This window comes from Bradyrhizobium sp. Ash2021, assembly GCF_031202265.1.
Taxonomy (GTDB): Bacteria; Pseudomonadota; Alphaproteobacteria; order Rhizobiales; family Xanthobacteraceae; genus Bradyrhizobium.
Genome location: NZ_CP100604.1, coordinates 3,893,287 through 3,917,021 on the forward strand (window position 1 = coordinate 3,893,287; position 23,735 = coordinate 3,917,021).

At 58.8% G+C, this 23,735-nt stretch carries 20 protein-coding genes and 1 pseudogene; 16 read left to right on the plus strand and 5 right to left on the minus strand.

The genetic code is table 11. From position 1 onward, the window contains the following. The first annotated feature begins 3 nt into the window (after window positions 1-3). The 7 genes from NL528_RS18360 (at window position 4) to NL528_RS18390 (ending at window position 6,991) form a co-directional block, all read left to right on the plus strand. Window positions 4-1,716: a thiamine pyrophosphate-dependent enzyme gene (locus NL528_RS18360; protein WP_309184102.1), complete on the plus strand. Its 1,713-nt coding sequence runs from the start codon at window positions 4-6 to the stop codon at window positions 1,714-1,716. Between the two features lie 1,312 nt (window positions 1,717-3,028). Next, window positions 3,029-3,346: a hypothetical protein gene (locus NL528_RS18365; RefSeq protein WP_309184103.1), complete on the plus strand. Its 318-nt coding sequence runs from the start codon at window positions 3,029-3,031 to the stop codon at window positions 3,344-3,346. Between the two features lie 105 nt (window positions 3,347-3,451). Further along, a complete protein-coding gene (locus tag NL528_RS18370; protein ID WP_309184104.1) occupies window positions 3,452-3,640 on the plus strand; it encodes a hypothetical protein in 189 nt (62 codons plus the stop codon). Beyond that, on the plus strand, window positions 3,637-3,846 hold the full coding sequence (locus NL528_RS18375) for a hypothetical protein (RefSeq protein WP_309184105.1): 210 nt from the start codon (window positions 3,637-3,639) through the stop codon (window positions 3,844-3,846). The genes NL528_RS18370 and NL528_RS18375 overlap by 4 nt, the downstream gene beginning before the upstream one ends. Window positions 3,847-4,501: 655 nt before the next feature. Beyond that, entirely contained in the window at window positions 4,502-4,627 is a 126-nt protein-coding gene (locus tag NL528_RS18380) for a hypothetical protein (protein WP_309184106.1), read from the plus strand. A 595-nt stretch (window positions 4,628-5,222) separates the two neighbouring features. Then, window positions 5,223-6,386: a Gfo/Idh/MocA family oxidoreductase gene (locus NL528_RS18385; RefSeq protein ID WP_309184107.1), complete on the plus strand. Its 1,164-nt coding sequence runs from the start codon at window positions 5,223-5,225 to the stop codon at window positions 6,384-6,386. Between the two features lie 5 nt (window positions 6,387-6,391). After that, on the plus strand, window positions 6,392-6,991 hold the full coding sequence (locus NL528_RS18390) for an NYN domain-containing protein (RefSeq protein WP_309184108.1): 600 nt from the start codon (window positions 6,392-6,394) through the stop codon (window positions 6,989-6,991). Window positions 6,992-7,073: 82 nt separating this feature from the next. Here the strand turns inward: NL528_RS18390 and NL528_RS18395 are convergent, their stop codons facing one another. Then, window positions 7,074-8,006, minus strand: coding sequence for a LysR family transcriptional regulator (locus tag NL528_RS18395; RefSeq protein WP_309184109.1), 933 nt, complete (start codon window positions 8,004-8,006; stop codon window positions 7,074-7,076). A 139-nt stretch (window positions 8,007-8,145) separates the two neighbouring features. Between NL528_RS18395 and NL528_RS18400 the strand changes: the two genes are divergently transcribed. The 3 genes from NL528_RS18400 (at window position 8,146) to NL528_RS18410 (ending at window position 13,062) form a co-directional block, all read left to right on the plus strand. Next, window positions 8,146-9,381 carry an efflux RND transporter periplasmic adaptor subunit gene (locus NL528_RS18400; RefSeq protein ID WP_375144026.1) on the plus strand — a complete coding sequence of 412 codons (1,236 nt, stop codon included), beginning with the start codon at window positions 8,146-8,148 and terminating at the stop codon, window positions 9,379-9,381. Between the two features lie 5 nt (window positions 9,382-9,386). Further along, window positions 9,387-12,539: a multidrug efflux RND transporter permease subunit gene (locus tag NL528_RS18405; RefSeq protein WP_309184958.1), complete on the plus strand. Its 3,153-nt coding sequence runs from the start codon at window positions 9,387-9,389 to the stop codon at window positions 12,537-12,539. Between the two features lie 76 nt (window positions 12,540-12,615). After that, a complete protein-coding gene (locus NL528_RS18410) occupies window positions 12,616-13,062 on the plus strand; it encodes a MarR family transcriptional regulator (RefSeq protein WP_309184110.1) in 447 nt (148 codons plus the stop codon). A 169-nt stretch (window positions 13,063-13,231) separates the two neighbouring features. On the opposite strand, the gene NL528_RS18415 is transcribed toward NL528_RS18410, so the two are convergent. After that, the gene (locus NL528_RS18415; protein WP_309184111.1) at window positions 13,232-13,549 is read right to left on the minus strand and encodes a hypothetical protein; all 318 of its coding nucleotides are present in this window, start codon (window positions 13,547-13,549) and stop codon (window positions 13,232-13,234) included. 274 nt (window positions 13,550-13,823) lie between these two features. On the opposite strand from NL528_RS18415, the gene NL528_RS18420 reads away from it, so the two are divergent. From NL528_RS18420 to NL528_RS18445, 6 genes are all read left to right on the plus strand, one after another. Further along, window positions 13,824-14,243 (plus strand): DoxX family protein, encoded by a 420-nt coding sequence (locus NL528_RS18420; protein ID WP_309184959.1) that lies wholly within the window; start codon window positions 13,824-13,826, stop codon window positions 14,241-14,243. Between the two features lie 314 nt (window positions 14,244-14,557). Further along, window positions 14,558-16,345, plus strand: coding sequence for a CocE/NonD family hydrolase (locus NL528_RS18425; RefSeq protein WP_309184112.1), 1,788 nt, complete (start codon window positions 14,558-14,560; stop codon window positions 16,343-16,345). A 22-nt stretch (window positions 16,346-16,367) separates the two neighbouring features. Next, window positions 16,368-17,156 carry an enoyl-CoA hydratase/isomerase family protein gene (locus NL528_RS18430; protein WP_309184113.1) on the plus strand — a complete coding sequence of 263 codons (789 nt, stop codon included), beginning with the start codon at window positions 16,368-16,370 and terminating at the stop codon, window positions 17,154-17,156. 51 nt (window positions 17,157-17,207) lie between these two features. Continuing rightward, entirely contained in the window at window positions 17,208-18,920 is a 1,713-nt protein-coding gene (locus NL528_RS18435; RefSeq protein ID WP_309184114.1) for an AMP-binding protein, read from the plus strand. Window positions 18,921-19,148: 228 nt separating this feature from the next. Continuing rightward, entirely contained in the window at window positions 19,149-20,078 is a 930-nt protein-coding gene (locus NL528_RS18440; RefSeq protein ID WP_309184115.1) for a dioxygenase, read from the plus strand. Between the two features lie 136 nt (window positions 20,079-20,214). After that, a complete protein-coding gene (locus NL528_RS18445) occupies window positions 20,215-20,931 on the plus strand; it encodes a TetR/AcrR family transcriptional regulator (protein WP_309184116.1) in 717 nt (238 codons plus the stop codon). Between the two features lie 573 nt (window positions 20,932-21,504). Here NL528_RS18445 and NL528_RS18450 read toward each other — a convergent pair. The 3 genes and pseudogenes from NL528_RS18450 to NL528_RS18460 form a co-directional block, all read right to left on the minus strand. Then, on the minus strand, window positions 21,505-21,738 hold the full coding sequence (locus NL528_RS18450) for a hypothetical protein (RefSeq protein WP_309184117.1): 234 nt from the start codon (window positions 21,736-21,738) through the stop codon (window positions 21,505-21,507). Window positions 21,739-22,138: 400 nt separating this feature from the next. Next, window positions 22,139-23,100 (minus strand): annotated as a pseudogene (locus NL528_RS18455) (IS5 family transposase). Window positions 23,101-23,267: 167 nt separating this feature from the next. Beyond that, window positions 23,268-23,600 (minus strand): hypothetical protein, encoded by a 333-nt coding sequence (locus tag NL528_RS18460; protein WP_309184118.1) that lies wholly within the window; start codon window positions 23,598-23,600, stop codon window positions 23,268-23,270. Window positions 23,601-23,735 lie beyond the last annotated feature (135 nt).

Consider the following 23,735-nt stretch of genomic DNA (forward strand, 5'->3'; position numbering starts at 1 on the left):
GCAATGGGCAAGCTGGTCGCGGACATCATTGTTGAAACCTTGCAGAATGCAGGCGTCAAGCATTGTTACGGCATCGTAGGCGACACGCTTAATCTGATCGCCCGCTCACTCGAAAAAAGCGAAATCGAGTGGGTGTCGGTGAGACACGAAGAAGCGGGAGCATTTGCCGCGCAGGCGGAGGCGCAGGTAGCGGATCGCCTGACGGCAGTTGCCGGGAGCTGCGGCCCCGGTAGTCTGCATTTCATCAACGGCATATTCGAGGCCAATCGGAATCGTGCGCCCGTCATCCTGATCGCAAGTCAAATCATTCGCGACGAACTGGGCTTCGATTTCATCCAGGAGGTTGACTTCAAGCAGGTCTACAGGGACTGCAGCGTCTTCTGCGACATGATCCATACGCCGGAGCAGGCGCGCCGGAAGACCGTGATCGCCTGCCAAACGGCCCTGGCGAAACGCGGCGTTGCCGTTCTGATCGTGCCGGCGGATATCTCCGCCTCAGTCGTGGATGATAGCATCCCTTACTCGGTGCATGTCGCCAGGCCCGTCACGCGGCCGAACGACGCCGATCTCGCCGAGATCGCAGATATTCTCAACAAAAGCGAAAATGTTGTGCTGTACGGCGGATCGGGCTGCCAGGGGGCGCATCAGGAGATTCTCGCGGTTGCCAACAAGCTGAAGGCGCCGATCGCGCATACGTCGCGCGCAAAGGACTTCCTCGAGTTCGACAATCCTTACAACATCGGAATGACCGGGATGCTCGGCAACGAGGCCGGCTACCACGCCTTGCTGGACTGCGATGCGTTGTTGATGCTGGGCGCCGACTTCGCCTGGCGACAATTTTATCCCGACAAAGCAAAGATCGTGCAGGTCGATATTGACCCGACCCATCTGGGACGACGTCATCCGATCACGAAGGGCGTTGTCGGCGATGTGAAGGCGACGATGGCGTCGTTGCTACCGATGCTGGTTGAGCGCACCGACGCCTCGTTCCGAAGCGCATACGTTAAACGCTACGCGAAGTATCGGGAGTCGGAACGGGCCAAAGTCGCTGTCGGCCACGATGGCAGCATTCCCGGAACCTATCTGACACAGGTGATCAGCCGCAACGCAGCAACAGATGCGCTGTTCACGGCCGATGACGGTACCCCGGCGGCCTGGGCCTATCGCCATATCGAGGCGAACGGTCAGCGCCGCATTTTCGCTAGTCTGCTTCACGGAACGATGGCCAACGGCATGCCGTCAGCCATTGGACTTCAAAAGGCAGAACCCGGTCGCCAAGTCGTGTGCATGGCAGGGGACGGTGGAATTTCGATGCTGTTCGGAGACCTGATGACTGTCGTGCAGCAGGAGTTGCCGATCAAGATTGCCGTGTATGACAACGGCAAGCTTGGCTTTGTGGAGATCGAGCAAAAGGCTGAGGGGATGCTCGATACCTTTACGAAGTTGAAGAATCCGAACTTTGCAGGGGTCGCGCGCGCGTTAGGTCTCTGGGGCCAGACGGTTTCGGACGCGGACCAGCTCGAAGCTGCTGTTAAGGACTGGTTGGCGCAACCAGGGCCAGCACTTCTGCACGTGCACGTCAACCCGATGCAGCTCGTCATGCCGCCATTCATGCAGGTAGAGCCGGCCATCGGGATGGCGCTTTATTCGACTCGTGCCATTCTGCACGGTCGTGGAGGGGACGTCTGGGAAATGGTGAAGGAGAATTTCGTCTAGTCGAGCCGTCATCCTCCACAGTGGATGCGGTGCGGCGGTGTGGCACGCCCTATCGATTTTCCGCGCAACATGAGTGTGGTCAAGCAACGCTGCCATGGGCTGACCGGGATTGTTGAAGTCACGGGAACCATCGGCTGTGCCCATTGCCAAATATTTTGTAGTTGTCGGAAGCGCGCTTGCTCTTCTTCTGCTGATAGCCGGCCGGTCTTTGCCGGAGCACCCGGAGAGTTTTCCTGATCGGCCGGAGGTCATTGACAGGGCGACGATCCGGATCCGATCCGAGCGCAAATGGCCGGAAAAGGTTGTCCTGGATACCAGTCAGCTGACGATCCCAACACCATGCATCGAGGTGGCGCCGACCGAGCAGTTGGTCGCGAGCCTGCCCGATGAGACAACGGATCAAACGCGCGTGGACTCCCTGGCCAAGCTAAATCCTGATGTACGGCCGATCGATACTCATCGCCGGCCCGCGCTAGCCAAGCGTAAGCCAAGGGTATTTCCGTCGGTTCATGTGGCCAGAGCTCGTAAGCGCAACGAGCAACCAACATTGAGCACGGGCGAGGAGTGTTGTCGGTCTGAGTGGGCGGATGGGCCCGTATTATCAAAAGCTGCATCGCGTAAGCGTGTCGCGCGTCGGGACTCATGGATAGGCTGGCATTTCCCGGAGGCAAATTGAAGGTCAGTGCACTTCTGTAGGCCTCATCCTATGCGTCGCCGCCTGGCTTGCTGCGATCTTACGGACACGCAAGGACGCAGCGATTTGCCGCTCTGGAAGGCTGAGAGCAAAACCGCGGTTTCCCTCTAAACAGATCACGAATGACCAAGATTAGTAGGGGTGTTCACGATACCCTGAGATCACTACAGGAGTGATCGCCCACACCGGCGAGCTAATCAAAGTCTCGTATCGGGAAGTGGCCGGCTTTATAGAGCGCCATAAAACGTTCGTATTGTTCCGTGACCACTTTGGTCTATTGAGCCGGTGACCGCGATCGTCTTAGGCTGGATAAGTTGGAAAGGCGCACAGGATCATGAGGTGCGACGGTGAAAGAAGGATGATCGACCAGCAACGACGATAGTACCAAGAGGAGACTGCAATGCTGAACTGCTCCGAAAGTCTTAGATGTGGCAGAGCCGCGCGATGCGCGGTTTGTGAGGGCAGGTTTGGTCTCGTCCGGTACTACTCGTGCCGAACTCCCCTTTGTTCCAAGAAGTGCGTCGATCGCTTCGGAGTTCGCCGGGCAAGTGACCGGAACTGGCTGCGTTGGCTCCAAATCGCCTTAGACCAAGTGACAGAGAACCGCGCGAAGGCTCTATGACCTTTCAGCGGATCTCACAACGAGCCAGCGGATATTTAAAAACGGCAGAGACTTTGCTTCGCCCTGCCCAAACCATGAGCGACCGAGCGATTGCGGGTCATCTTAAGGCCCATGCCGACGACTACCAGCGGCTAGCTGAGAAAGGCCCGCATGTTGATGCGGCCAAAGCAACGCCGAAGGCGAGTGGCGTACATGACCTGATGGACAGCATCACGGTCCAGCCTGCGGAGGAGATGTGTGGTGAACGTTGGGATACTGGCGCGCGGCCCAGTCACGAACGTTTTATGCCTTCGTTACCGCCAGCAGAGCTTTAAAGTTGGGGCTGACATCCTAAATCCACATTAGATGACTTTCATCATCGTATGGTTGGCTCGTTCTCTAACTGCGGACTCCTTCTCTAACCAATGTTTGGAGTGAATATGGGCGAAATTATTCGATTTGTCCCAATGTCTGAGCGCGAGCGAGCCCGGCTAATTCGAGAGGCCCGCGCGATATACGACCGCATCTTCTCGCCGGCTGATCCAGTCAGCGAGAAGAAAAAGGCACCGGTAGGTCATGCGGTTAGCGGCGCCAATGCCCGTCGTAGCGACGGGGTTCTCCCGTCGTGATCAAGATCATCGCCGTGCTCTGCAGTCTCTCCTCTCCGGCAAATTGCCACGAGCAGACCGTCACCACCTCGGACTTCGCTGAGGTCTCAATGCAATCCTGCCTTATGGGCGCGCCGCAGCTCGCCGAGTGGATGAAGCAGCATCCGGTCGAGCGTCTGGCGGCATGGCGCTGCGTAATCGGCAAACAGGATGGCAAGGCTGTTTAGGGTGGAAAGCGGTTTTCCTCGAGAGTTCGCCGCCGATCCCATCGGCGTCGCGCCGCACTTGCGGAGCTGTACCGCGGTCGTGGACGAGCCGACATTGCTCAATTTGCAGGAGCGATAGGCGGAGCCCTTAGCCCGCTACTTTATCTTCGTCGAAAGCGCGCCTGTGGTTCTTCTTGCTGGCAGGACTTGGAAGACGAACAGAGTCTGGCTTTGCGCACGGAACTGCGCAGTAACCGTCCAAATGGATCAGGAATGAACAAGATCGTCCAAAGCAGGTCAGCTACTCCATATAGCATCAAGAGGAGCAAGTTACATGTCCAAACCTGCAATCGTTGCGACGACCTTGCTTGCTGTGTTTGGCGGCGGACAACCCGTGTTTGCTGAGGAGGCAATATCTGAACCAAGGTGCGTATGCGGTCTATCAACCGGTGCCGACCTGTTGAGTGCGGGCCGCCCCATCTTCTCCGACTCGGCCAATGCGTCTGCGAACGAACGCGATTCCAGGATCGATGGCCACGCTCGACCGCCGCAGACTTTGTCGCGACACCATCGCCGCTCCTCCGCTGCGGACGCGAGATCGACCGCTTACGTGGCTATCACGCGCGCGCGTACACCACGGATCTAACCAACATTCTCGCATGGGAGGAGCGTTTGGATGACCGAATACCTAATCGCCGCGCGCGCTGTGGCCATCCTCTGGACTAGCCTTGCAGTGATGCCGGCCGAGATCGTCTTTGACGCGATTGAAGCCGAATTGAAGCGCGGTGGCATCGAACTGTAGCGTCAAGTCGTTGAGGTGATGGCAGAGCGGGTCTCGTGAGCGGCGGCCGTATGCCGCGGCGATTGCCGGCGGTGCTGGCGGTTGATGTTGCCGGCTAGAGTCGCCTGATGGGCGCTGACGAGGTCGGCACTCTCGCCGCCATGAAAAACACTGCCGCGAAGTGGTCGATCCTGCCATTGCTGCTCACAACGGCCGCATCGTCAAGACGACGGGCGACGGCATGCTGGTCGAATTCGCAAGTGCTGTCGATGCGGTGACCTGCGGTTGAGGTTCAGGGGAGAAAGGCAGCGCGAATGGCCAGCGGAGGCGGGCCATGCATCTTGTTTCGCGTCGGGGTGACATCATCATGATGCTGCGTTCGGCGGCCGCGGCCGATCGTGGCGCGAAGCTGGCGTGTCGAGCTTGCAGTGAAAATTATGCGCCTTGGCTTCCGGCGAAATGCCTTGAGATTACTGCATCGATCTCAGCACTCTGTTGAACATATTTCATCGCACATGCCTCTCGCTGAGGATTAACATCGTTGCGGGCGATCGGGCTGAATTGACTGGATTTAGAGTTTTCGTGCCGATCACATGCGACATGGCGAGGTTGAACTGTGACCCAAGAAGAGATTCGTGTCGGAATCGTCGGTGCGGACACCAAAGCAAGCTGGGCGAAGGTGTCGCACGTTCCGGCGATCAAGGGCCTTCCGGGCGTGAGACTCGCGGCTGTGGCAACGCGCAACGAGCAGAGTGCACGAGAGGCGGCTCAAGCCTTCGGTGCTGATCGCTGGTTTTCAGATCCGTTCGCGATGATCCGCGATGACCGGATTGATGTCGTAACGATTGCTGTCAGGGTGCCGGCACACCGCGAACTCGTTCTGACGGCGCTGGAAGCGGGCAAAGCGGTCTACTGCGAGGCGCCTCTGGGACGCAGCGTCGCCGAGACACAAGAGATGGCGCGCGCGGTACGTTCGCACCACACAGCGATCGGGTTGCAGGGCCGGCACAATCCAGCCGTGCGACGCGCGGCCGAGTTGGTTTCCTCTGGAAAGATCGGGCGTCCGCTCAGCGCCAGAGTTGCATCCCCAACTTTCGGTTTCGGGCCGGAAATCCCGGTTGCGCAGGATATTTTCAATAAGTCATCATCCGGCGCCAACCTGCTCACCATCACCGCAGGGCATACGCTCGATTTGGTGGAAGCGATCCTCGGGCCGATTGTCGAGGTCGACGCAAGGACTGAGATTCGGTGGGCTACCGTCAGGTTGACGGAGACCGGCGCGGAGAGCCTGCGGGACACCGCCGATTACGTCGGCGTCCTGGGAACGACACGTTCCGGCACCCCATTCACGGCCGACGTCGACGCTGGAGTGAGCCCAGAGAATATTCGCTTCAGCTTCGAGGTCAGGGGATCGATTGGATGGCTCAGCCTGACCAGTAATCATCCCTACGGTTTCCAGGCCGGGGATCTCAAGCTGACGTCAAATGTGCTATTCGTTGAACCGGACGCGGCCGCGGTCTCGGGCGGGACCGTGGAGACGGCAATCAATGTAGGAGAGGTCTACGCCCAGCTTGTCCGCGATTTGCGTGAAGGGACCTACAGAACTCCGGGATTCAAACACGCACTTCACAATGCGCGCCTCATCGAGGCCGTAAGGAATTCCGCCAAGCGAGGAGTGCGTCAGAAGGTGCACCACCGAGACGCACGTGTCGAGCGACTTGGGTCAACCTCCGAGCGGGAGCCCATCTCGGCCCTTGCGGTTCTCGTCCCCAGGAATTGATGCCAATGTCATTTCGGTCCGACAAGCTCGCGCTGTTTATAGATGGTGCCAATCTCTACGCGACAGTGAAGGCACTTGGCTTCGACATTGATTACAAGCGCCTGCTCAGGGAATTCCAGGGTTGGGGGACGATGGTCCGGGCATACTACTACACGGCGATCATCGAGGATCAGGAATATTCGTCGATACGGCCCCTGATCGATTGGCTGGACTACAACGGCTACACGGTCGTTACCAAGACGACCAAGGAATTCATCGATGCAACCGGGCGCCGGAAGGTGAAGGGCAACATGGACGTCGAACTGGCCGTCCACGCAATGGAGTTGGCGGAGCACATCGACCATCTGGTGCTGTTTTCTGGCGACGGCGATTTTCGGCCATTGGCGGAAGCGGTGCAACGTCGCGGCGTCCGGGTCACGGTGGTCTCGACGATTGCCAGCCAACCACCGATGGTTGCGGATGAGTTGCGCCGCCAAGCCGACGACTTCATCGACATCACTGAGCTGAAGCCTTTCGTCAGCCGCGATCCCTCGGAGCGCCCCGCTCCGCGCGACCCGCGCCATTACTCGCCCCACCTTGCGCACCGTGAGAGCTCGCCGAACTAGAGCGCGGTTTTTATCAATGTCGACCACGCGGCGCAAAGTGCCGCTCCACTCTCGCCCAAAGCAGAATAAGACTTCTAGGCTTTCAAAATGGGTTCTTGAGTGAACGTCGGCCCGAGCGTCCCTTGGGCGCGCGAACCATATCGATGAATGCGCGCAGCGCGGCGGGCGGCTGCCTTCGGCCGTGATAGTAGAGATAAGCTCCCTCGATGCATGGCGACCAGGGTTCGAGGACGCGTACAAGTTGGCCGCTGCGCAGGAACGGCTCTGCCAGGGCGTCGAGCATGTAGACGATCCCAAGTCCGTCGAGCGCGGCGCGGATGGCCGTTTCGGCGGTGTTGACGGTGATGTTTCCGCGAGGAGAAACGAATTTCCTGCTGCCGTTCCGCTCGAATCTCCACCGAAAGATCTCGCCATCTCGTCCAATGCGAAACTGGACGCACTGGTGAGACGCGAGATCGTCCGGCGTGCGGGGCGCAGGATGTTTTGCAAGATAGCTGGGACTCGCAACGACGGCCGCCTCCATCGGCCCTGTCACGCGGACCGCGATCATTTCGTCCGGCACGCGCTCACGCACCGCGAGGCCCGCGTCGAACCCGCCCGCAACGATATCGATCGTCGGTCCGGAGTCGACACAAAGCTCAAGATGCACTTCGGGATAGCTCGACAAGAATCGCTGCCAGACCGGTGCGATGACCGTCGCTGCGGTCCACTGTTGCGTGTAGATCCGCAGGCGACCGGAAGGACGGCGGCGCTCCTCCTTCAGTTCCTCAAGCGCATCCGAGATCTGATCCATGCCTGGCCTTAGACGTTCCAACAGGCGAAGGCCGGAGTCGGTCAGCGACACGCTGCGTGTTGTTCGGTGCAGCAGCCTCACGCCGAGACGTTCTTCCAGCTGCCGGATTGAATGACTGAGGGCGGATGAGGTCACCCCGAGCTGGGCCGCTGCTGCACGAAAGCTGAGATGGTCGGCGATTGCGAGAAAGGTGTTGAGGTCATTGAGGTCGCCGCGATTCATTGATGAATTCCTCTCAATACCAGATGGACTGATATGAGATTTTCATCCGGCCGCGTCGAGTCAATAGTTGCCGGCGAGGTTTGTAGCAGCCGTGAGGTCATTTTCAGGCATGTGCTTATTCAGGTATGGAACGAGCCGGGTGTCCAGAACAATCGCGGCTTTCCTCGCGTTGGGGGCGACGTTTGCGGTGCCGTGCGCGGCGCCAGCCCAGCATGCGCCGGATCCACCGGCGGTCGGCGTCGTCGAAGTGGTCAAGCGGCCGATCACGGAGACCAGCGAGTTCCTGGGACGCATCGAGGCAATCAATCGCGTCAACGTCGTTGCCCGTGTGACGGCCTTCCTGGAAAAGCGGTTCTTTACCGAGGGAGCGGAGGTGTCGGCCAATGACCAGCTCTATCTCCTCGAGCGTGGCCCGTTCCAGGCGGATCTTGACGCCAGGAAGGCGCAGGTTGCACAGCTCGAGGCGACCCTCGCCAATGCAAAACTCACGACGGAGCGACAGAGCATTCTGCTAAACGGCCCGGCCGGAGTGCGCGCGAATTATGATACGGCAATCTCAAATCAGAAGAGCCTGGAAGCCCAGGTGCAGGCGGCCGAGGCTCAGGTCAACCTTTCGCAGATCAACCTCGACTACGCAGATATCCGTTCGCCGATCGACGGAAAGATCGGACGCACTGCGGTCACCGAGGGCAACGTCGTGAGTCCCACCACGGGGACGCTGACCACCATTGTCAGCCAGGATCCGATGTATGTGACCTTTCCCGTCTCGGTGAGGCAGGCATTGGTGTTGCGCGAGCGATATGCTGCCAAGGGCGTTCGCGACGCCGTCGTCATCGTTCTAAGGCTTCCGGATGGTCGCATCTACGGCCAGACCGGGCATTTGGACTTTGAGAGCAACTCCATTACCCAGACCACCGACACACTGCTGTTGCGTGGCACAATTCCCAATCCCCCGCTTTACTTGGCGCCCAACCCGGTGCGCGAGCTTACCAACGGAGAATTGGTGACTGTCATGCTTGAGGGCGCGGAGCCCGTCGAGGTTCCCGCAATCCCTCGTGCGGCCGTGCTATCGGACCAGCAGGGTAACTACGTCCTTGTCCTCGGTACGGAGAACAAGGTCGAGCAGCGCCGCATCCAGGTCGGTCAGTCCACGACGACGATCGCATCGGTCACGACCGGCCTTTCGCTTGGCGACAAGGTCATCGTCGAAGGAATTCAGCGCGTGCGACCGGGGCAGGTGGTCGCGCCAGGCCCGGCCAGCGCTGGAGTCCAGGCCGCCATGAATCAGCCGGAGCGGGTTGGGCCGAGACCGGGCGCATCGCAGCTTGGCAGCACAAATGCGGCGCAACGGGCGATGACGCGGGATGGCGGGTGATTGATATGATCTCGTCGGTTTTTGTCGACCGACCTCGGCTGGCGATTGTGATCGCATTCGTCATGACCATCGCCGGCTTGCTGGCGCTGACACAGATTCCAGTCGCGCAATTTCCCGACATCGTGCCGCCACAGGTGACGGCCACCGCCACATACCCGGGTGCCTCGGCCTCGGTGGTGGAAGCGAGCGTCGGCCAGCCGCTCGAGGCGCAGGTGATTGGCGTCGACAAGATGCTCTACATGAAGTCGACGAGCGGTGACGATGGGTCGTATACGCTGACGACGAGCTTTGCGCTCGGCACCAATCCCGACATCAACACGGTGAACGTCAATAACCGCGTACAAGCGGCGTTGGCGCAACTGCCGCCCGAGGTGCAGCTTCAGGGGGTGACGGTTCAGAAGAAGTCGTCAGCGATTCTGCAATTCATCGTTCTCTATAGCGATACGGGCGCCCAGGATCCGGTATTCATCACCAACTATGCGGTGGTCCACGTCCTGGACGCGATCTCGCGGACGCCAGGCGTCGGGCAGGCGACCCTGTTCGCGAAGATGAACTATTCGATGAGGATCTGGTTCGATACGCAACGACTAACAAGCCTCAATCTTGCGCCATCGGACGTCGTCAACGCGATTCGGGCCCAGAGCGTGCAGGCCCCGGTCGGACGGATCGGAGCGCGCCCGACCGACGACAACCAGCAGTTCCAGCTGAATCTCCAGACCCAGGGACGGCTGGCGACGCCGGAGGAATTCGGCAAGATCGTGTTGCGGGCCAACCAGGATGGCTCGTTGTTGCATGTCAGCGACGTCGCCCGCGTCGAAATCGGCGCGCAAAATCTCGACAGCGAGTCGCGCATCGATGGCCGTCCCGGCGTCGGCATCGGCATCTATCTCGCTCCGGGCGCCAACGCGGTGGCGACCGCCGCCGCTGTACAACGTACTTTGAAGGAGGCTTCTGCCCACTTTCCGGCCGGCCTCCACTACCTCGTCCAATTCGACACCACCACATTTGTAACCGACACCATCAAGGAGGTGCTGCGGACGCTGGCCGAGGCGTTCGTCCTGGTTGTCGTCGTGGTCTTCCTGTTTCTTGGAAACCTGCGCGCGACCATCATCCCAATGGTCGCCGTTCCCGTCAGTTTGATCGGGACATTCGCCGTTCTGCTGGTGATCGGCTATTCGGCGAATACTGTGTCTCTGCTCGCCATGGTGCTCGCGATCGGCATTGTCGTGGATGATGCGATCGTCGTCGTCGAGAACGTCGAGCGGGTTCTCGAAGAAGGGCCCGGCCTGTCGCCAGGAGAGGCAACCAAGAAGGCCATGGCGCAGATCACGGCGCCTATCATTGCGATCACGCTCGTGCTGCTTTCTGTGTTCGTTCCGATCGCGTTCATTCCGGGGATTTCCGGCACGTTGTTCCGTCAGTTTGCAGTCACCATCAGCGCGGCAATGCTGATCTCGGCGATCAATGCGCTGACGCTGTCGCCGGCCCTCTGCGCGCTGTTCCTGCGGCACACGGGGCCGCGCCGCCGCATCCTGGCCAAGGTCCTCGCGGGGATCGATTGGACCCGAGATCGTTATGCCGGGGGGGTGCGCCGGCTTTTGCGAATGTCCATTCTGTCGTTGGTCGCTGTAGCTGTTTTCGCCGGCGGTATCTACGGTGTCTCGCGCATCGTGCCTACCGGGTTCTTGCCGGAGGAGGACCAGGGCGCCTTCTTTGTGATGGTCCAGCTGCCGGATGGAGCATCGGTCGCACGCACGAGCGAGGTCACCAAACGCGTTGAGGACATCCTGAAAAGGATGCCGGCAGTCGATCATACGATGTCGATCATTGGCTATTCGCTCCTCGACGGCGGCAATCTCCCGAATGCCGCGTTTTTAGTCGTGCGATTGAAGCCGTTTGAGGATCGGACCACCGCTGCCGCGTCTGCCCAGGTGCTCATCCGCAAGGTGTTCAGCGAAGGATCGAAAATTCGCGAGGCTAACGTCGTGGCCTTCAATTTTCCGCCCATCATCGGCCTGTCCGTCGGCGGCGGCTTTGAATACGTGCTCGAGGCTCTGGAGGGGCAGGAGCCCGCAGCAATCAATAGCGTCATGGGCGGCCTCATTGCCGCGGCCAATCGGGATCCCTTGCTGGCGCGGGTGTTTTCGACTTTCACCGCCACCACTCCCTCGATCTATCTCGACATCGACCGCGGCAAGGCGCAGGCGCTCGGCCTCAACATAAATGACGTGTTCACAGCCCTGCAGGCCACATTCGGCGGCATCTATGTCAACAATTTCAACATGCTTGGCCGGACCTGGCAGGTCAACGTTCAGGGCGAGGCGGCTAATCGCAACGATATCCCGGACCTCTGGCAGGTCTACGTTCGCAATAACCGCAACGAGATGGTTCCGCTTCAGTCGATTGCCAACATGCGTTTCGAGCGGGGCCCGCAGGTCATCACGCGCTATAACAACTATCGCGCCGTCACCATCAACGGCGGGCCGGCGCCTGGGGTCTCCTCTGGCACTGCCCTGGAGGCTATGCAGAAGGTGTCCGACCAGACTTTGCCGACGGGCTACAACTTCGAATGGACCGGCACCGCTTATCAGGAGAAGGCCGCTTCCGGCCAGACCGGCATGATCCTCTCGCTTGCCGTCTTGTTCGCATATTTGTTCCTGGTCGCGCTCTACGAGAGCTGGACCATTCCCATTCCTGTTCTTCTGTCCGTCGTCGTTGGCGTACTCGGCTCGTTCGCCGGCATCAAGGTGGCTGGGCTTAGCCTCGATCTCTACGGTCAGATCGGTTTGGTCGTTCTGATCGCGCTCGCAGCCAAGAATGGCATTCTGATCGTGGAGTTTGCCAAGGAGCAGCGCGAGGCCGGAGTGGACATTGACGAGGCAGCCGTTTTGGGCGCGCAGATGCGCTTTCGGGCCGTGATGATGACCTCAGTTGCCTTCATTCTCGGTCTGGTGCCGCTGGTAGTGGCAACCGGCGCCGCTCAGATCAGCCGCCGCGCGGTAGGAACGGCCGTGTTCGGTGGTATGATCGCCGCAAGCTCGATCGGCATCTTCCTGGTGCCGATGCTTTATACGACGTTCCAGCGCCTCCGTGAGCGTCTGAAGGGGCGATTTGGTCGTCGGTCCGGCGTGACGAACGCTCCGGTGCGTCATGGGTAAGAGGCATTATGGCGTCGCGGCGCTTCCGACAAATACCAATCAAGTTTATGGAGGGCGTTCCCGGAGATTGGAGTTCTTGCTTTACGGCGTTGCGCGCCTGCTGCGAAGGCAATTCGACTCGAAAGCACGCGGATTGCGCCTCAGCAGAACTCAGTGTCAGGCACTGCTCTATCTCCATCGAAACGAAGGCATCAATCAAACGTGCCTGGCTCAGCTCCTCGATGTGAAGGCGATCACTCTTGTGCGGCTGATCGACAAGATGCAAAGCATGGGATTGATCGAACGACATACCGACCCATCCGATCGGCGAGTCTGGCGACTTAACTTGACGCCGGCTGCGCGGGCCAAGGTGGCGGAAGTCCGCGAATTGGGCGATCTCACCCGCAGCGAAGCATTGGCGGGACTTGCGCCGGCAGAGATCGAGCTACTGGTCGAGACACTCCAGGTCGTAAGGGCCAACCTGTTGAACGCGTACAATTCGTCTGCGATCGAAGGGGAGAGGGTGGGGCACACACGAGACTGAACGGTGCTCCCAAACAAATTGCCCCGGCGTCCGCGGGTGGGGTCGACGCCGGGGCTACAGCTCATTCCATTGGAACCGGGGGGACGGGGGAATGAGCCGATATTGGAGCAAGAAGGCGGACACACTCATCACTGCAAACCCGTCGCTCGTCGACGGAGTAAGCTCCTTACTAATCGCGTTCAGAGAGTCCGGCAGACACAGCTGACTGCTTGCCCATCATGTCCGAAAGTAGCCGAGCCCATGAGCTTGCAAACATCCTTTGCTCGTGAGCTACGATAGCCATGCGCTTTACCATCCATTCGCTGCAGAAGCTTACCGCTTCCGAGGGAGTTTTTGCGGCCATGATTCTGGAACCGTAGTCCAGCTCGAGATCACGAATTTCCCTTAGCTTTTCGAGCCAGGCTCGATGCATGCCACGCATCTGTTCGAACAGATGAGCGTTGGAATTCATCGTATGCGCCCTTTCTCCCTGGTCACATGCGTCCATGGAAGATATCCAATTCTTTTTGAGCGGGTCCGAGTGACGCCAAAAGCCAATCTCTGTCTTGGATCCTGACGAGACCTGGCGACAATACCCCTCAGCAACGGGCATGTGTGCTGAATTGTATTCAGCAGAATGCTGAGAAATATGGTGTTGGCCTCGATGTTACGATTGCACTTTACAATCGTAAAGGATAATGTTAACGGAGGAATTGGTCGTCAGGCCGTCCCTTTCCGACCGCCGCTAAACGTCAACACAAGTGTCGCGAAAAGAGTCGAACATGGAAATTACAAGATTTCTGCCACTGCTTGGTCGCATACTTATCGGTCTGCCGTTTCTCGTGAGCGGCCTCGGCAAGCTCGCCGCCTTCGGACCGACGACAGCCTACATCAGCAGCGCGGGCTTGCCCGTGGCGCCGCTGGGCTGGGCAATTGCCGTTGCCTTCGAAGTTGGCGGTGGAGTGTTGTTGATACTTGGGTTTCGTGCGCGGGAGGTGGCGTCAGGCCTTGCGGTGTTCACCCTGGCAGCGGCGATCTTCTTTCACCACGACTTTGCTGACCGAAATCAGATGATCCATTTTCTCAAGAACATCATGATTATCGGCGGTCTTTTGCAAATCGCGCATTTCGGCGCCGAACGCTACAGCCTTGACGCACGCAGAACGCGGGATACCAAAAATATCGCCGGTGCGACCGCCTAGAGCGCCGGACGTAAGCCGCTACCAGCGCAAGACAATTCTCACCATCGTGGGGCTCCTGGCCAAGCCGGGTGCCCTTTCAGCGCGTCATGACCGAGCGTGCGCTGACAAGTATTGAGAATGCTCGGGGGACGTGCAGTCGTCACGCTCCCGCGAACGCCTTCCTTATCCGATGCAAAACGATTTCCAGGGCGGTCGGAGCGCTTCCTCACCGCGATATATCGAAAGTTATACTTTACGAACGTAAAGGACAATGGTATCTTCCAATCCGCGCGGCGCGGACGACGATCAGTCGATGCCGCGCTCGCTATTCCGAAATGCCGGCGGTCAGCGTCGCGAAAATGGGCGGAGACGAAGCGATGATCGAGGAGCGAGACATCAGTGTCGCCATGCGAGATGGCACGCGGTTGGCGGTAGACGTCTATCGACCGGATAAGTCGGGCAAGTATCCCGTACTTTATGCGTCGGCCCTGCATAACAAGGACATTCAAGGCCCAGACATCGCGGACATATTGCCGCCGCAACCGGCCCACGCACCGCTCTGGTTCGGTCCCATAGAGGCGGGCGACACGCGGCGTTTTATCGCCAACGGCTATGTTCATGTGATCGCGCAGCCGAGGGGCTCGGCCAAGTCGGAGGGGCATTACGGCAACGAGGACACAGACCACTACGACCTGATCGAATGGATCACCCAGCAACCTTGGTCAGACGGCAAGGTCGGGATGGTCGGCATCTCCGGATTTGCCGGAGAACAATGGCGCGCGGCCGCGCAGGGACATCCGGCCCTGAAAGCTATCTTCCCGTACGACGCGTGCAGCGCCTATGGCGGCATGTTCGGATTCCGCGATTTCAATCCCGGCGGCCTCCTTCATTCCTTCCCCTATTTGCTCGACGTCTTCAGCACGGTTCATGAGTCGCGTGACCGGCCCGCGGAACTTCCCGCCGCGGAGGAAGACCTTTGGCGCCGGGCGATGCGGAATCCGGACTATAAGCAGTACATCAACCTCTACAACATTCTCACTCAAAAGGGGCAGCGGACGTTCATCATGTATCTCATGATGACACATCCCTGGGAGTTCGACGGCACTGTCGAGCGCGCGGAAGAGACCTTCAAGAAAATCAAAATACCATTCTATACCGGTTCAGGAGCTTACGCCTACACTTACAAGCTCCATTGGCTCGGCGCACAGCACTACTTTCAGAATGTCGATGCGCCAAAGAAGCTGTTGTTTACGGGCCCGGCTCATCTGGAGCGGCCATTTCATCAATACCACGACGAGATCATCCGGTGGTATGACCATTGGCTGAAGGGGCAGAACACCGGCATCATGGACGAACCGCCGGTGCGCTACTGGCTCATGGGTGCCAACGAGTGGCGAACCGGAATGGATTGGCCACTGCCCGAGACACGATGGACAAAATACTATCTGTCGCATTGGGAGACTCTGTCGACCGAGCCCCTACGACCCGCCTCCGAGCTCGGAGCGGCCGCGCGCGAGCCCGACGTCTTCACGCAAATGCCGGTGACCCGAACGACGAAGGTCGAGCGGCTGCGCTATATGACCGATCCCTTGCCGCACGACGTCACCGTCGCCGGCCCGATCACGCTGACGCTGTTTGCGGCAATCGATCAGGAAGACACCAACTGGATTGTCGTGCTCAAGGATGTGGGACCCGACGTCTCGGTTCGTACCGCGCGCGAAGGTGAACGCGATGTTCCGTCGACGCTGCCCGAACGCGAGCTGACGCGGGGCTGGCTGAAAGCGTCTTATCGGGCTCTCGATGAGAAGCGCTCCAAGCCCTGGGAGCCGTTCCACAAGCTCACGCAGGATTCGATTGCTCCGGTGAAGCCGGGAGAAGTGGTCGAGTACCGGATACAGATCCTCGCTACGGCAAACCAATTTAAGGCGGGGCACCGGATTTGCCTCGATGTCACATCCATGGATGTTCCGACCGGCACCGGCGCGATGACCAATGTCGAGTACATTCCATACCACGTTTGCAGCAGCAGGACCGTGACCCACAGGATCTATCGGGATGCAGAGCGGCCATCGCATCTGCTGCTGCCCATCATCCCTGAACCCCGCGATCAGCGTCCGGCCTGACGCCGGCCAAAGGAGAAGTGCTATGACGACGATCCGATTTGAACGAGACGGCGCGATTGGCAATATCGTGCTGGCCAACCCGCCTTTTAACCGACTGGATCTGCGCTTTGCGGAGGCTTTGCGGGTAGCCGTACGCCAGGCCGGTGAAAGCGACATACGTGTGCTGGTGGTTCGCTCCGAAGGGCCGCATTTCAGCTTCGGCGGCGAAGTCCGGGAATGGCCGGGAAGGGATGTCAATTGGTTCCGGACGTTCGTTGCCGACGTGAACGTGTCCTATCGCGCCATCGAGATGCTGAAAATACCCACCGTAGCGGTAGTGCAGGGGATCGCCTTCGGTGGCGGTTTCGAGCTGGCGCTGGCCTGCGATTTTCTTGTTGCGGCCGACAACGCCACCTTCCGTTGCGTGGAAGTCACGACTGCTATGCTGCCGATCGCCGGCGCTCTCCAGCGAATCGCCGAGCGCGCCGGTCGTGCCCGGGCATCACGATTTGCCATGCTGGGCGAGCCCATTTCCGGACGCGAGGCCGGTGCACTTGGAATTGCCACGCATGTAGTTCCCGAGAATGAGCTTGGGGCAGCCGCCGCCGCATTGGCGAAGCAGCTCGCGACAGGGCCGACCAGGTCGTACGCCGCGACGCGCACGCTACTCAAGGCGTGGTCAAGCGGAGGCGTGGCCGCTGCGGATCTCGTGATGCTCGACGTGGCGATGGAACTCTACGACGGCCCTGATGCGCAGCGCGGCTTTGCCAACACGGCGGATGCGTTCAACAGGGATATCGAGCCGCCGACCCTTGTGTTCGAAGGGAAGTAGATCGACCGCGAAAGGACTCTGGCTCCAGATCCGAAGGTATCGGAGGTATTCGTGCTACGTGAAAGCTATGTGCATGGTAACAGCGGCCCACCACTGATCGGGAAGACCATCGGCGCTCTCCTGGATGAGGTGAGTGCGACTGACGGGGGGCGTGAAGCGCTGGTCGTTGCGCACCAGAAAATTCGCTGGACCTACTCCGAACTTAAATCACGCTCCGACGCTTTCGCCTCGGGGCTTCTGTCCCTCGGCCTTGAGCCAGGCGATCGCGTCGGCATCTGGGCCCCGAACTGCGCGGAATGGACGGTCGCGCAGTTTGCGACGGCGAAGGCTGGTCTGATTCTGGTCAACATCAATCCCGCCTATCGCCTGAGCGAGTTGGAGCACGTGCTGCGCGCGGTGGGATGTCGAGCGTTGATAACTGCGGCTCGCTTCAAGACCAGCGACTATATTGCAATGATTCGCGAGCTTGTCCCTGAGCTGGGAAACGGAAGCAGTGAGCTGAAAAGTTCGCGTTTGCCAGAGCTGCGGCACGTTGTCTCGATTGGCAGCGGCAGCTACGCCGGCTGCCTGGCCTTTGATCGGGTCCTGGACCGAGGGAAGCAACTCGGTAGCCAGCGGCTGAGTTCGGTGGCGGCTGCTATCCAGATGGACGACGCCGTGAATATCCAGTTCACCAGCGGCACCACGGGATTGCCGAAGGGCGCAACACTTTCGCATCACAATCTGATCAACAATGCGTTCTTCGTAGGAGAAGCGACGGGAATCGAGCCCGGCTCGCGCGTGTGCATTCCCGTGCCGCTATACCACTGCTTTGGCATGGTAATGGGCAATCTCGGTTGTGTGACCCATGCGGCAACGATGGTCTACCCGTCGGAGTCCTTCGATTCGCTGAAAACCCTGGAAACGGTCGAAGCAGAACGTTGTGACGTGCTCTACGGGGTACCCACAATGTTCATTGCTCAACTGAACCATCCTGAGTTCTCTCGCTTCAATCTCAGTTCGCTTCGGCGCGGCATTATGGCTGGGGCTCCGTGCCCGATCGAAGTCATGAAGGAAGTCGCTTCGACAATGCACATGAGCGAGATAACGATTGCCTACGGGATGACGGAAACCAGCCCGGTGAGCTTTCAGAGCCGCCGTGACGATTCGCTGGAGCTCCGTGTTTCGACAGTCGGACGGATACAGCCGCATCTTGAAGTCAAGATAGTCGACCGCGACGGTCGGGTGGTGCCGCGCGGCGAAGCCGGGGAGCTGTGCACCAGGGGATATTCGGTCATGCTCGGCTATTGGAATGACGAGGTCCGAACAAGGGAAGCCATCGATTCAGCCGGCTGGATGCATACCGGAGACCTGGCGACCATCGATGACAATGGATATTGCCGTATTGTCGGCAGGATCAAGGATATGGTTATCCGCGGCGGAGAAAACATCTATCCGCGTGAAGTCGAAGAGTATCTGTACGGTCATCCCGATATTCAAGACGTCCAGGTTTTCGGGGTGCCCGACACGAAATACGGCGAAGAACTGTGCGCCTGGATCGTCTCTAAGGCCGGCGCCGCTGTCGACGAGGAGGGGGTCCGCAGGTTCTGTCAGGACCGGATCTCTCACTACAAGATTCCGCGCTACATTCGCTTCGTCGAGAGTTTTCCATCAACCGTAACCGGCAAGATTCAGAAGTTTGCAATGCGCGAGGCGATGATCGAGGAATTCGCCCGCGCAGAACGGGGACATGACATTCCGGGCAAGCGACATGGAGGCGTTTGAATATTCGGCGCTGCCAGCGCGTGTCATTTTCGGGTTCGGAACACTCGCGCGCGTTACCGACGAGCTGATCGCTCTGGGTCGCAAACGGGCCTTCGTTCGTTCCGATCCACATCACGCACCGCCGGCGCAACGCGGCTTTGGAATCCGCGCCCAATCGAGCGGGATCCGATCCGAGCCCTTCTCGACGACGCCTATCACGGCCGCCGGCCGTCTTAAGCAGGAGCGCAAATGATGGTCATGATCGGCAACCAGAAGGGTGTTCCAACAGAGGAAGTCTTTCCAGAACTGACCCGCGACGTCATTGACCGCATGAGCAACGCGAAGAGCGCCAGATTGCAGGAGGTCATGGAGGTCGTCATCCGCCATTTGCATGCGATCGTCAGAGAATCGAAGATAACGCAAGGCGAGTGGTGGCAAGCCATCGACTTTCTCACCCGTGCGGGCCAGATGTGTTCCGAAAGCCGCCAGGAGCTTATTCTGCTCTCGGACATTCTTGGCATCTCCATGCTCGTTGACGCGGTCGACAATGTAGCCGGTCCAGGCATCAGTGACTCGACAGTCCTCGGTCCGTTCTATGCCGGGCATCAGCGTGAACTCGCGCTAGGCGACAGTATCCTGCTTCGGGAGGAGGCGAGCGAGCCGTTAGTGATGAGCGGCAATGTCACTGACCCCGAGGGGCAGCCCGTTGCGAACGCATTGATAGAGGTTTGGCAAACTGCTCCAAATCAACTGTATGACGTTCAGGACACAGATCAACCACAGGGTCACCTGAGGGCGAGCTTCCGGACCGATATGGCAGGTACCTATCGATTCCAAACGATCATGCCTGTCAGTTATCCAATTCCAGATGACGGTCCCGCGGGTCAGTTGCTCGCGGCAATGGGACGACATCCCTTCCGACCCGCGCACATTCATTTCATGATCAGCGCACCGGGCTATCGCACCCTCGTCACTCATCTATTCTTCGAAGGCGATGAATTTCTGGAGAGCGATGCGGTTTTTGGGGTTAAGCCGTCGCTCGTTGTTCGTCCCGAGGTGAAAGAGGCTACCAACACCGTCGAATATAACTTCGGACTTGCCAGAGAGCTGCGCACAGAAGAGTCAAGGTCGCCGAGCTTCGTCGCGGGCAACAAAGGGATCAGGTCTTCCGAATTCTAGGATGAGCGACACTGTTGCCGTACCGAGAGGATTGCACGGGCGGAGTACGATGAAGCAGTATCGGAAGATGAGGTTGGTCGCAGTGGTCGTTAGTGCATGACGCCCCTTGGCGTTTTTCCTGCAATCGTGTTAGCCAATGAACATGGCGAAGAGCGCAAAGCTGAAATCGACCGTGGAGCGGCGGGTGCGTCCGCGCAAGAGAGCCGAACAACAACGCTCGCTTGAGACGCGAGGCGCGATCCTGGACGCGGCCATCACGGAGTTCGCCGAACGAGGATTCGAAGGCGCGAGCATTCGAGCGATTGCAGATCGGCTTGGTCTGCAACATCCTCTCATCACATACCATTACCGAAGCAAAGACATTCTCTGGCGAGCGGCGGCTGAACATGCGTTCGAGCAGATCAGGGCAGGGTGGGATACGTCGGCGCCAGAAAACTCCGATTTGGCTCCGCTTGCCCGATTGCGGGAGGAGTATGCTACGCTTTTCCGCTACACCGTCGCATTTCCCGAGTTTCACCGGTTCATGCGGCAGGAGGCCTTTACCAACAATCCGCGGCTGAAGTGGGTTGCGGAAACGGTATTGGCGCCGCTCCTTGGACGATTGATCCCCCAGATTGTTGCGGCCCAAAAAAAAGGACTTCTTCCTGCGGTTGATCCCATCCTCTTCCACTACATGATGGTTAGTCTTACGGCGACGCTCTCCGGATTCGGGCCTGAAATGCAGGCTACGAGCGGACTATCCGCTGAAAATGCGAAGGTCATCGAGGCGTACTGGCGCCTTGTGGACGAAACAGTCTTTGGAAAATATGCGCGCGGGAAGCCTGCCCGGGTCAACGAAGCAAGTAAGCGGTAGGCGCAGGCAGAATTAGGTCCACTTGGAAATAGGCCGCAGCCAACGAGGCGGCCAGACCAGAAGTCCTGGCCGCTTCGACGGATTCCCTCAATTGAACGGATGATGGCGGCGACCGCCCGGCGCGCAACCGCCTGGGCGTGCGTTGCCTCACTCCGGATTCCAGCCTCATTTTTCTCTTGAAATAAACTTTACAGACGTATAGTATAATAACGTGGTGCTAAAGACAAGCTGAAATGCCACGGCTTTGAGTTCGATGCTTCCGTTCGAAAAGTCGTAATGCGCTGACCAAGGCCCCGGGAGGAGGCAGTCGCCGTTCGCATGTCGCGTCATGCTGGGTCCGTCCGTCGACGTATTTGGCTGGCATCGAATCGTGCGGCCATGCCGTCGCCGGCCTGACCAGTTGCTCTAGGCGCATCGGCCAAGTGTTCCCGCGGATAAGCCGCAAACCGCTCGGCAACATCGCCTGGTCCGTGATTGCGGTTAACAGCAAGGGGTCCGAGAGCAATGCCTGGTTCGCTTCGACTTTGCATATGCCGCGCGGACGGATGCCGCAAAGCTACGGTCAGGTACGGGTCACCTGCGATATCGCAACGTGTCTGGATTTCTCGCGCGATTTCTTTGGAAACGTCGTCCGCCCAATGCTCTAAGGTGTTGAAAGGCGATGACGCGAACCGGGTCATTGAATTGCCCGGTCATAAATTCGCTAACAATGGTTTCGAGCTCGGTCCGCTCCAGCTCGGTCTCGCGGTAGACGCTGCCGCTACTGAAGCGATCAAGCAATACTCCAAACGCCAACAGCAAGCTCAATAGATGGGTTTCCGATACCCCCAGCAAGATCGTCGGGCCATCTATGCGGCCAAGGTCGAAAGGAGCCGGTCAAGATGGTGATCAATCCGACTTCGACTGTTGCATCTAGGTAACTCCCTTATCAGCCGGGCGGGGTATGCTCATGCGTTTGGAGGGCGTATGTTCGATATTTATTTGAGCCATAGGCGAGATTACCTCTTGGTGGTCCCCAAAGGACTGCCGATACCGAGTGATAAAGCATCAGGAAAATGGCGGAAGAAAAGAACGGGGACGGGCACCGTCAGCGACGAAATTAGGTCGGCCGTTGAGAAAGACGGCTTCTACAGGCGCAGACTAAGGGACGCTGGGAAACAAACGCACTTCGGGGCGACATCGTAGGGGCCTAAGAGTCTGTCCGGGATCATGCTGTTTTTTGACAGAGCTTTCTGAGCATGAGGCGGATTGAGGCAAGGCGCAAGAACGCCAAGGCCTTTCGGTTGAGGCACTCCCAATCCTTGGCCAAGCGGCGGCAGCGATTGAGCCAGGCGATGGTGCGCTCGACGATCCATCGCTTGGGCAAGACCGCAAAGCCCTTTGCTGTATCGGAACGCTTGACGATTTCCACGTCGATTTGCCGGAGGATTTTGCGAACGGCGGACTGAAAGATCGGCCCCTGGTAGCCGCCGTCGGCATAGAGCTTCAGCAGGAATGGATGCAGGCCAAACAGAGTGGCCATCACCAACACCCCGCCGTCTCGATCCTGGATGTCCGCCGAATGTACAAGGGCGTGGAGCAATAAGCCCTGGGTATCGACTAGGATGTGGCGCTTCTTGCCCTTGATCTTCTTTCCCGCATCGTAGCCATGCGGGTCAATCCACGCCCCCCTTTTTCCGCGCTCTTGACGCTTTGACTGTCGATGATGGCGGCGCTCGGGCTGGGTTCTCGGTTGGCCAACTCCCGACATTGTACATAGAGCGCGTGATGGATGCGATCGAGCGTGCCGTCCCAAGTCCACAAGTCAAAATAACCGTGCACCGTGCTGCGCGGCGGCAGATCCTTCGGGATCGCTCGCCATTGGCAACCGCTGCTCAGCACATACATCAGACCATTGACCACTTCACGCACATCCACCGTGCGCTTGTTGCCGCCTCGCTTGGCTGACGCAATCAGCGGCTCCACAAACGCCCATTCCTCATCGGTCAAATCGCTGGGATAGCGTAGCCGGCTGCGGTCGTAACGACCGCGGTTCTCTTTCGTCCACATCGGCGCTCCTTCAGATTCGGACCGCCTCCCTTGAATCACAAATGATTCCGATGATTCAACATGTTTTCGGACAGACACTAAGGCGCTCTTGTCCGATAAAACGCTCTCCTCGATCCTCATGTAATTGTTGTTGCACCTTCAGATGATGAACAGAAAATCGTATTCAATCGCTCGGCGATTTCCACTTTTTTCGCCTGAGCCTCGACAATGCTCTCGTCTCGTACCGGCTGATTCTCTCAATTGCGTGCAACGCGTTCTCGAAGTCCTCGCGGCTCGCATTTTGTAAATCATTCATCGTCAAAAATACGTCGTGACGGGCCGATCGTAACCAAACCATGATCAGTCCGCACAGTGGCCTCGATCATTTCGCGCCTGCCGCATACGCCAAGGGCAGAGGTCGCGAAGAACAACGGGACGAAACGCTGCGCCACATCAATTGAAATTCGCCAGCCGCGCGGGGTAATCATCAAACGGAGCCGTGCGGCATTAGGGCGGTCGGCACAGGACCATGCAGAGAACGACGCGGAGATTAGAGCTGGAAACGGCAGGAACGCCGGACGCCTTGTGTGCAGGCATGTCCTGTCCACGCGTGCAAGTTGCGCCGCAACATAATCCACCATCGAACCCGCGACGCAGTGCTATATGTCCTTCCGGTGGCGCGTTCCAAAGCGGTTGGCAAAGGTCGGGCGGAACGCGCCTCCATTTAAGGAAGAATTAAAATATTGGCATGAAATTGTCAGCATGAGAGTCGGCAT

What these genes read in the sequence shown, in the direction of transcription:
- NL528_RS18370 (WP_309184104.1), top strand. Translation starts at nt 3,452, where the DNA reads ATGGGCGAAATTATTCGATTTGTCCCAATGTCTGAGCGCGAGCGAGCC.
- NL528_RS18415 (WP_309184111.1), bottom strand. Translation starts at nt 13,549, where the DNA reads ATGGACGCATGTGACCAGGGAGAAAGGGCGCATACGATGAATTCCAAC.
- NL528_RS18360 (WP_309184102.1), top strand. Translation starts at nt 4, where the DNA reads ATGGGCAAGCTGGTCGCGGACATCATTGTTGAAACCTTGCAGAATGCA.
- NL528_RS18440 (WP_309184115.1), top strand. Translation starts at nt 19,149, where the DNA reads ATGATGGTCATGATCGGCAACCAGAAGGGTGTTCCAACAGAGGAAGTC.
- NL528_RS18425 (WP_309184112.1), top strand. Translation starts at nt 14,558, where the DNA reads ATGCCGGCGGTCAGCGTCGCGAAAATGGGCGGAGACGAAGCGATGATC.
- NL528_RS18365 (WP_309184103.1), top strand. Translation starts at nt 3,029, where the DNA reads ATGACCTTTCAGCGGATCTCACAACGAGCCAGCGGATATTTAAAAACG.
- NL528_RS18380 (WP_309184106.1), top strand. Translation starts at nt 4,502, where the DNA reads ATGACCGAATACCTAATCGCCGCGCGCGCTGTGGCCATCCTCTGGACT.
- NL528_RS18405 (WP_309184958.1), top strand. Translation starts at nt 9,387, where the DNA reads ATGATCTCGTCGGTTTTTGTCGACCGACCTCGGCTGGCGATTGTGATC.
- NL528_RS18390 (WP_309184108.1), top strand. Translation starts at nt 6,392, where the DNA reads ATGTCATTTCGGTCCGACAAGCTCGCGCTGTTTATAGATGGTGCCAAT.
- NL528_RS18460 (WP_309184118.1), bottom strand. Translation starts at nt 23,600, where the DNA reads ATGGTGGATTATGTTGCGGCGCAACTTGCACGCGTGGACAGGACATGC.
- NL528_RS18395 (WP_309184109.1), bottom strand. Translation starts at nt 8,006, where the DNA reads ATGAATCGCGGCGACCTCAATGACCTCAACACCTTTCTCGCAATCGCC.
- NL528_RS18420 (WP_309184959.1), top strand. Translation starts at nt 13,824, where the DNA reads ATGGAAATTACAAGATTTCTGCCACTGCTTGGTCGCATACTTATCGGT.
- NL528_RS18445 (WP_309184116.1), top strand. Translation starts at nt 20,215, where the DNA reads ATGAACATGGCGAAGAGCGCAAAGCTGAAATCGACCGTGGAGCGGCGG.
- NL528_RS18430 (WP_309184113.1), top strand. Translation starts at nt 16,368, where the DNA reads ATGACGACGATCCGATTTGAACGAGACGGCGCGATTGGCAATATCGTG.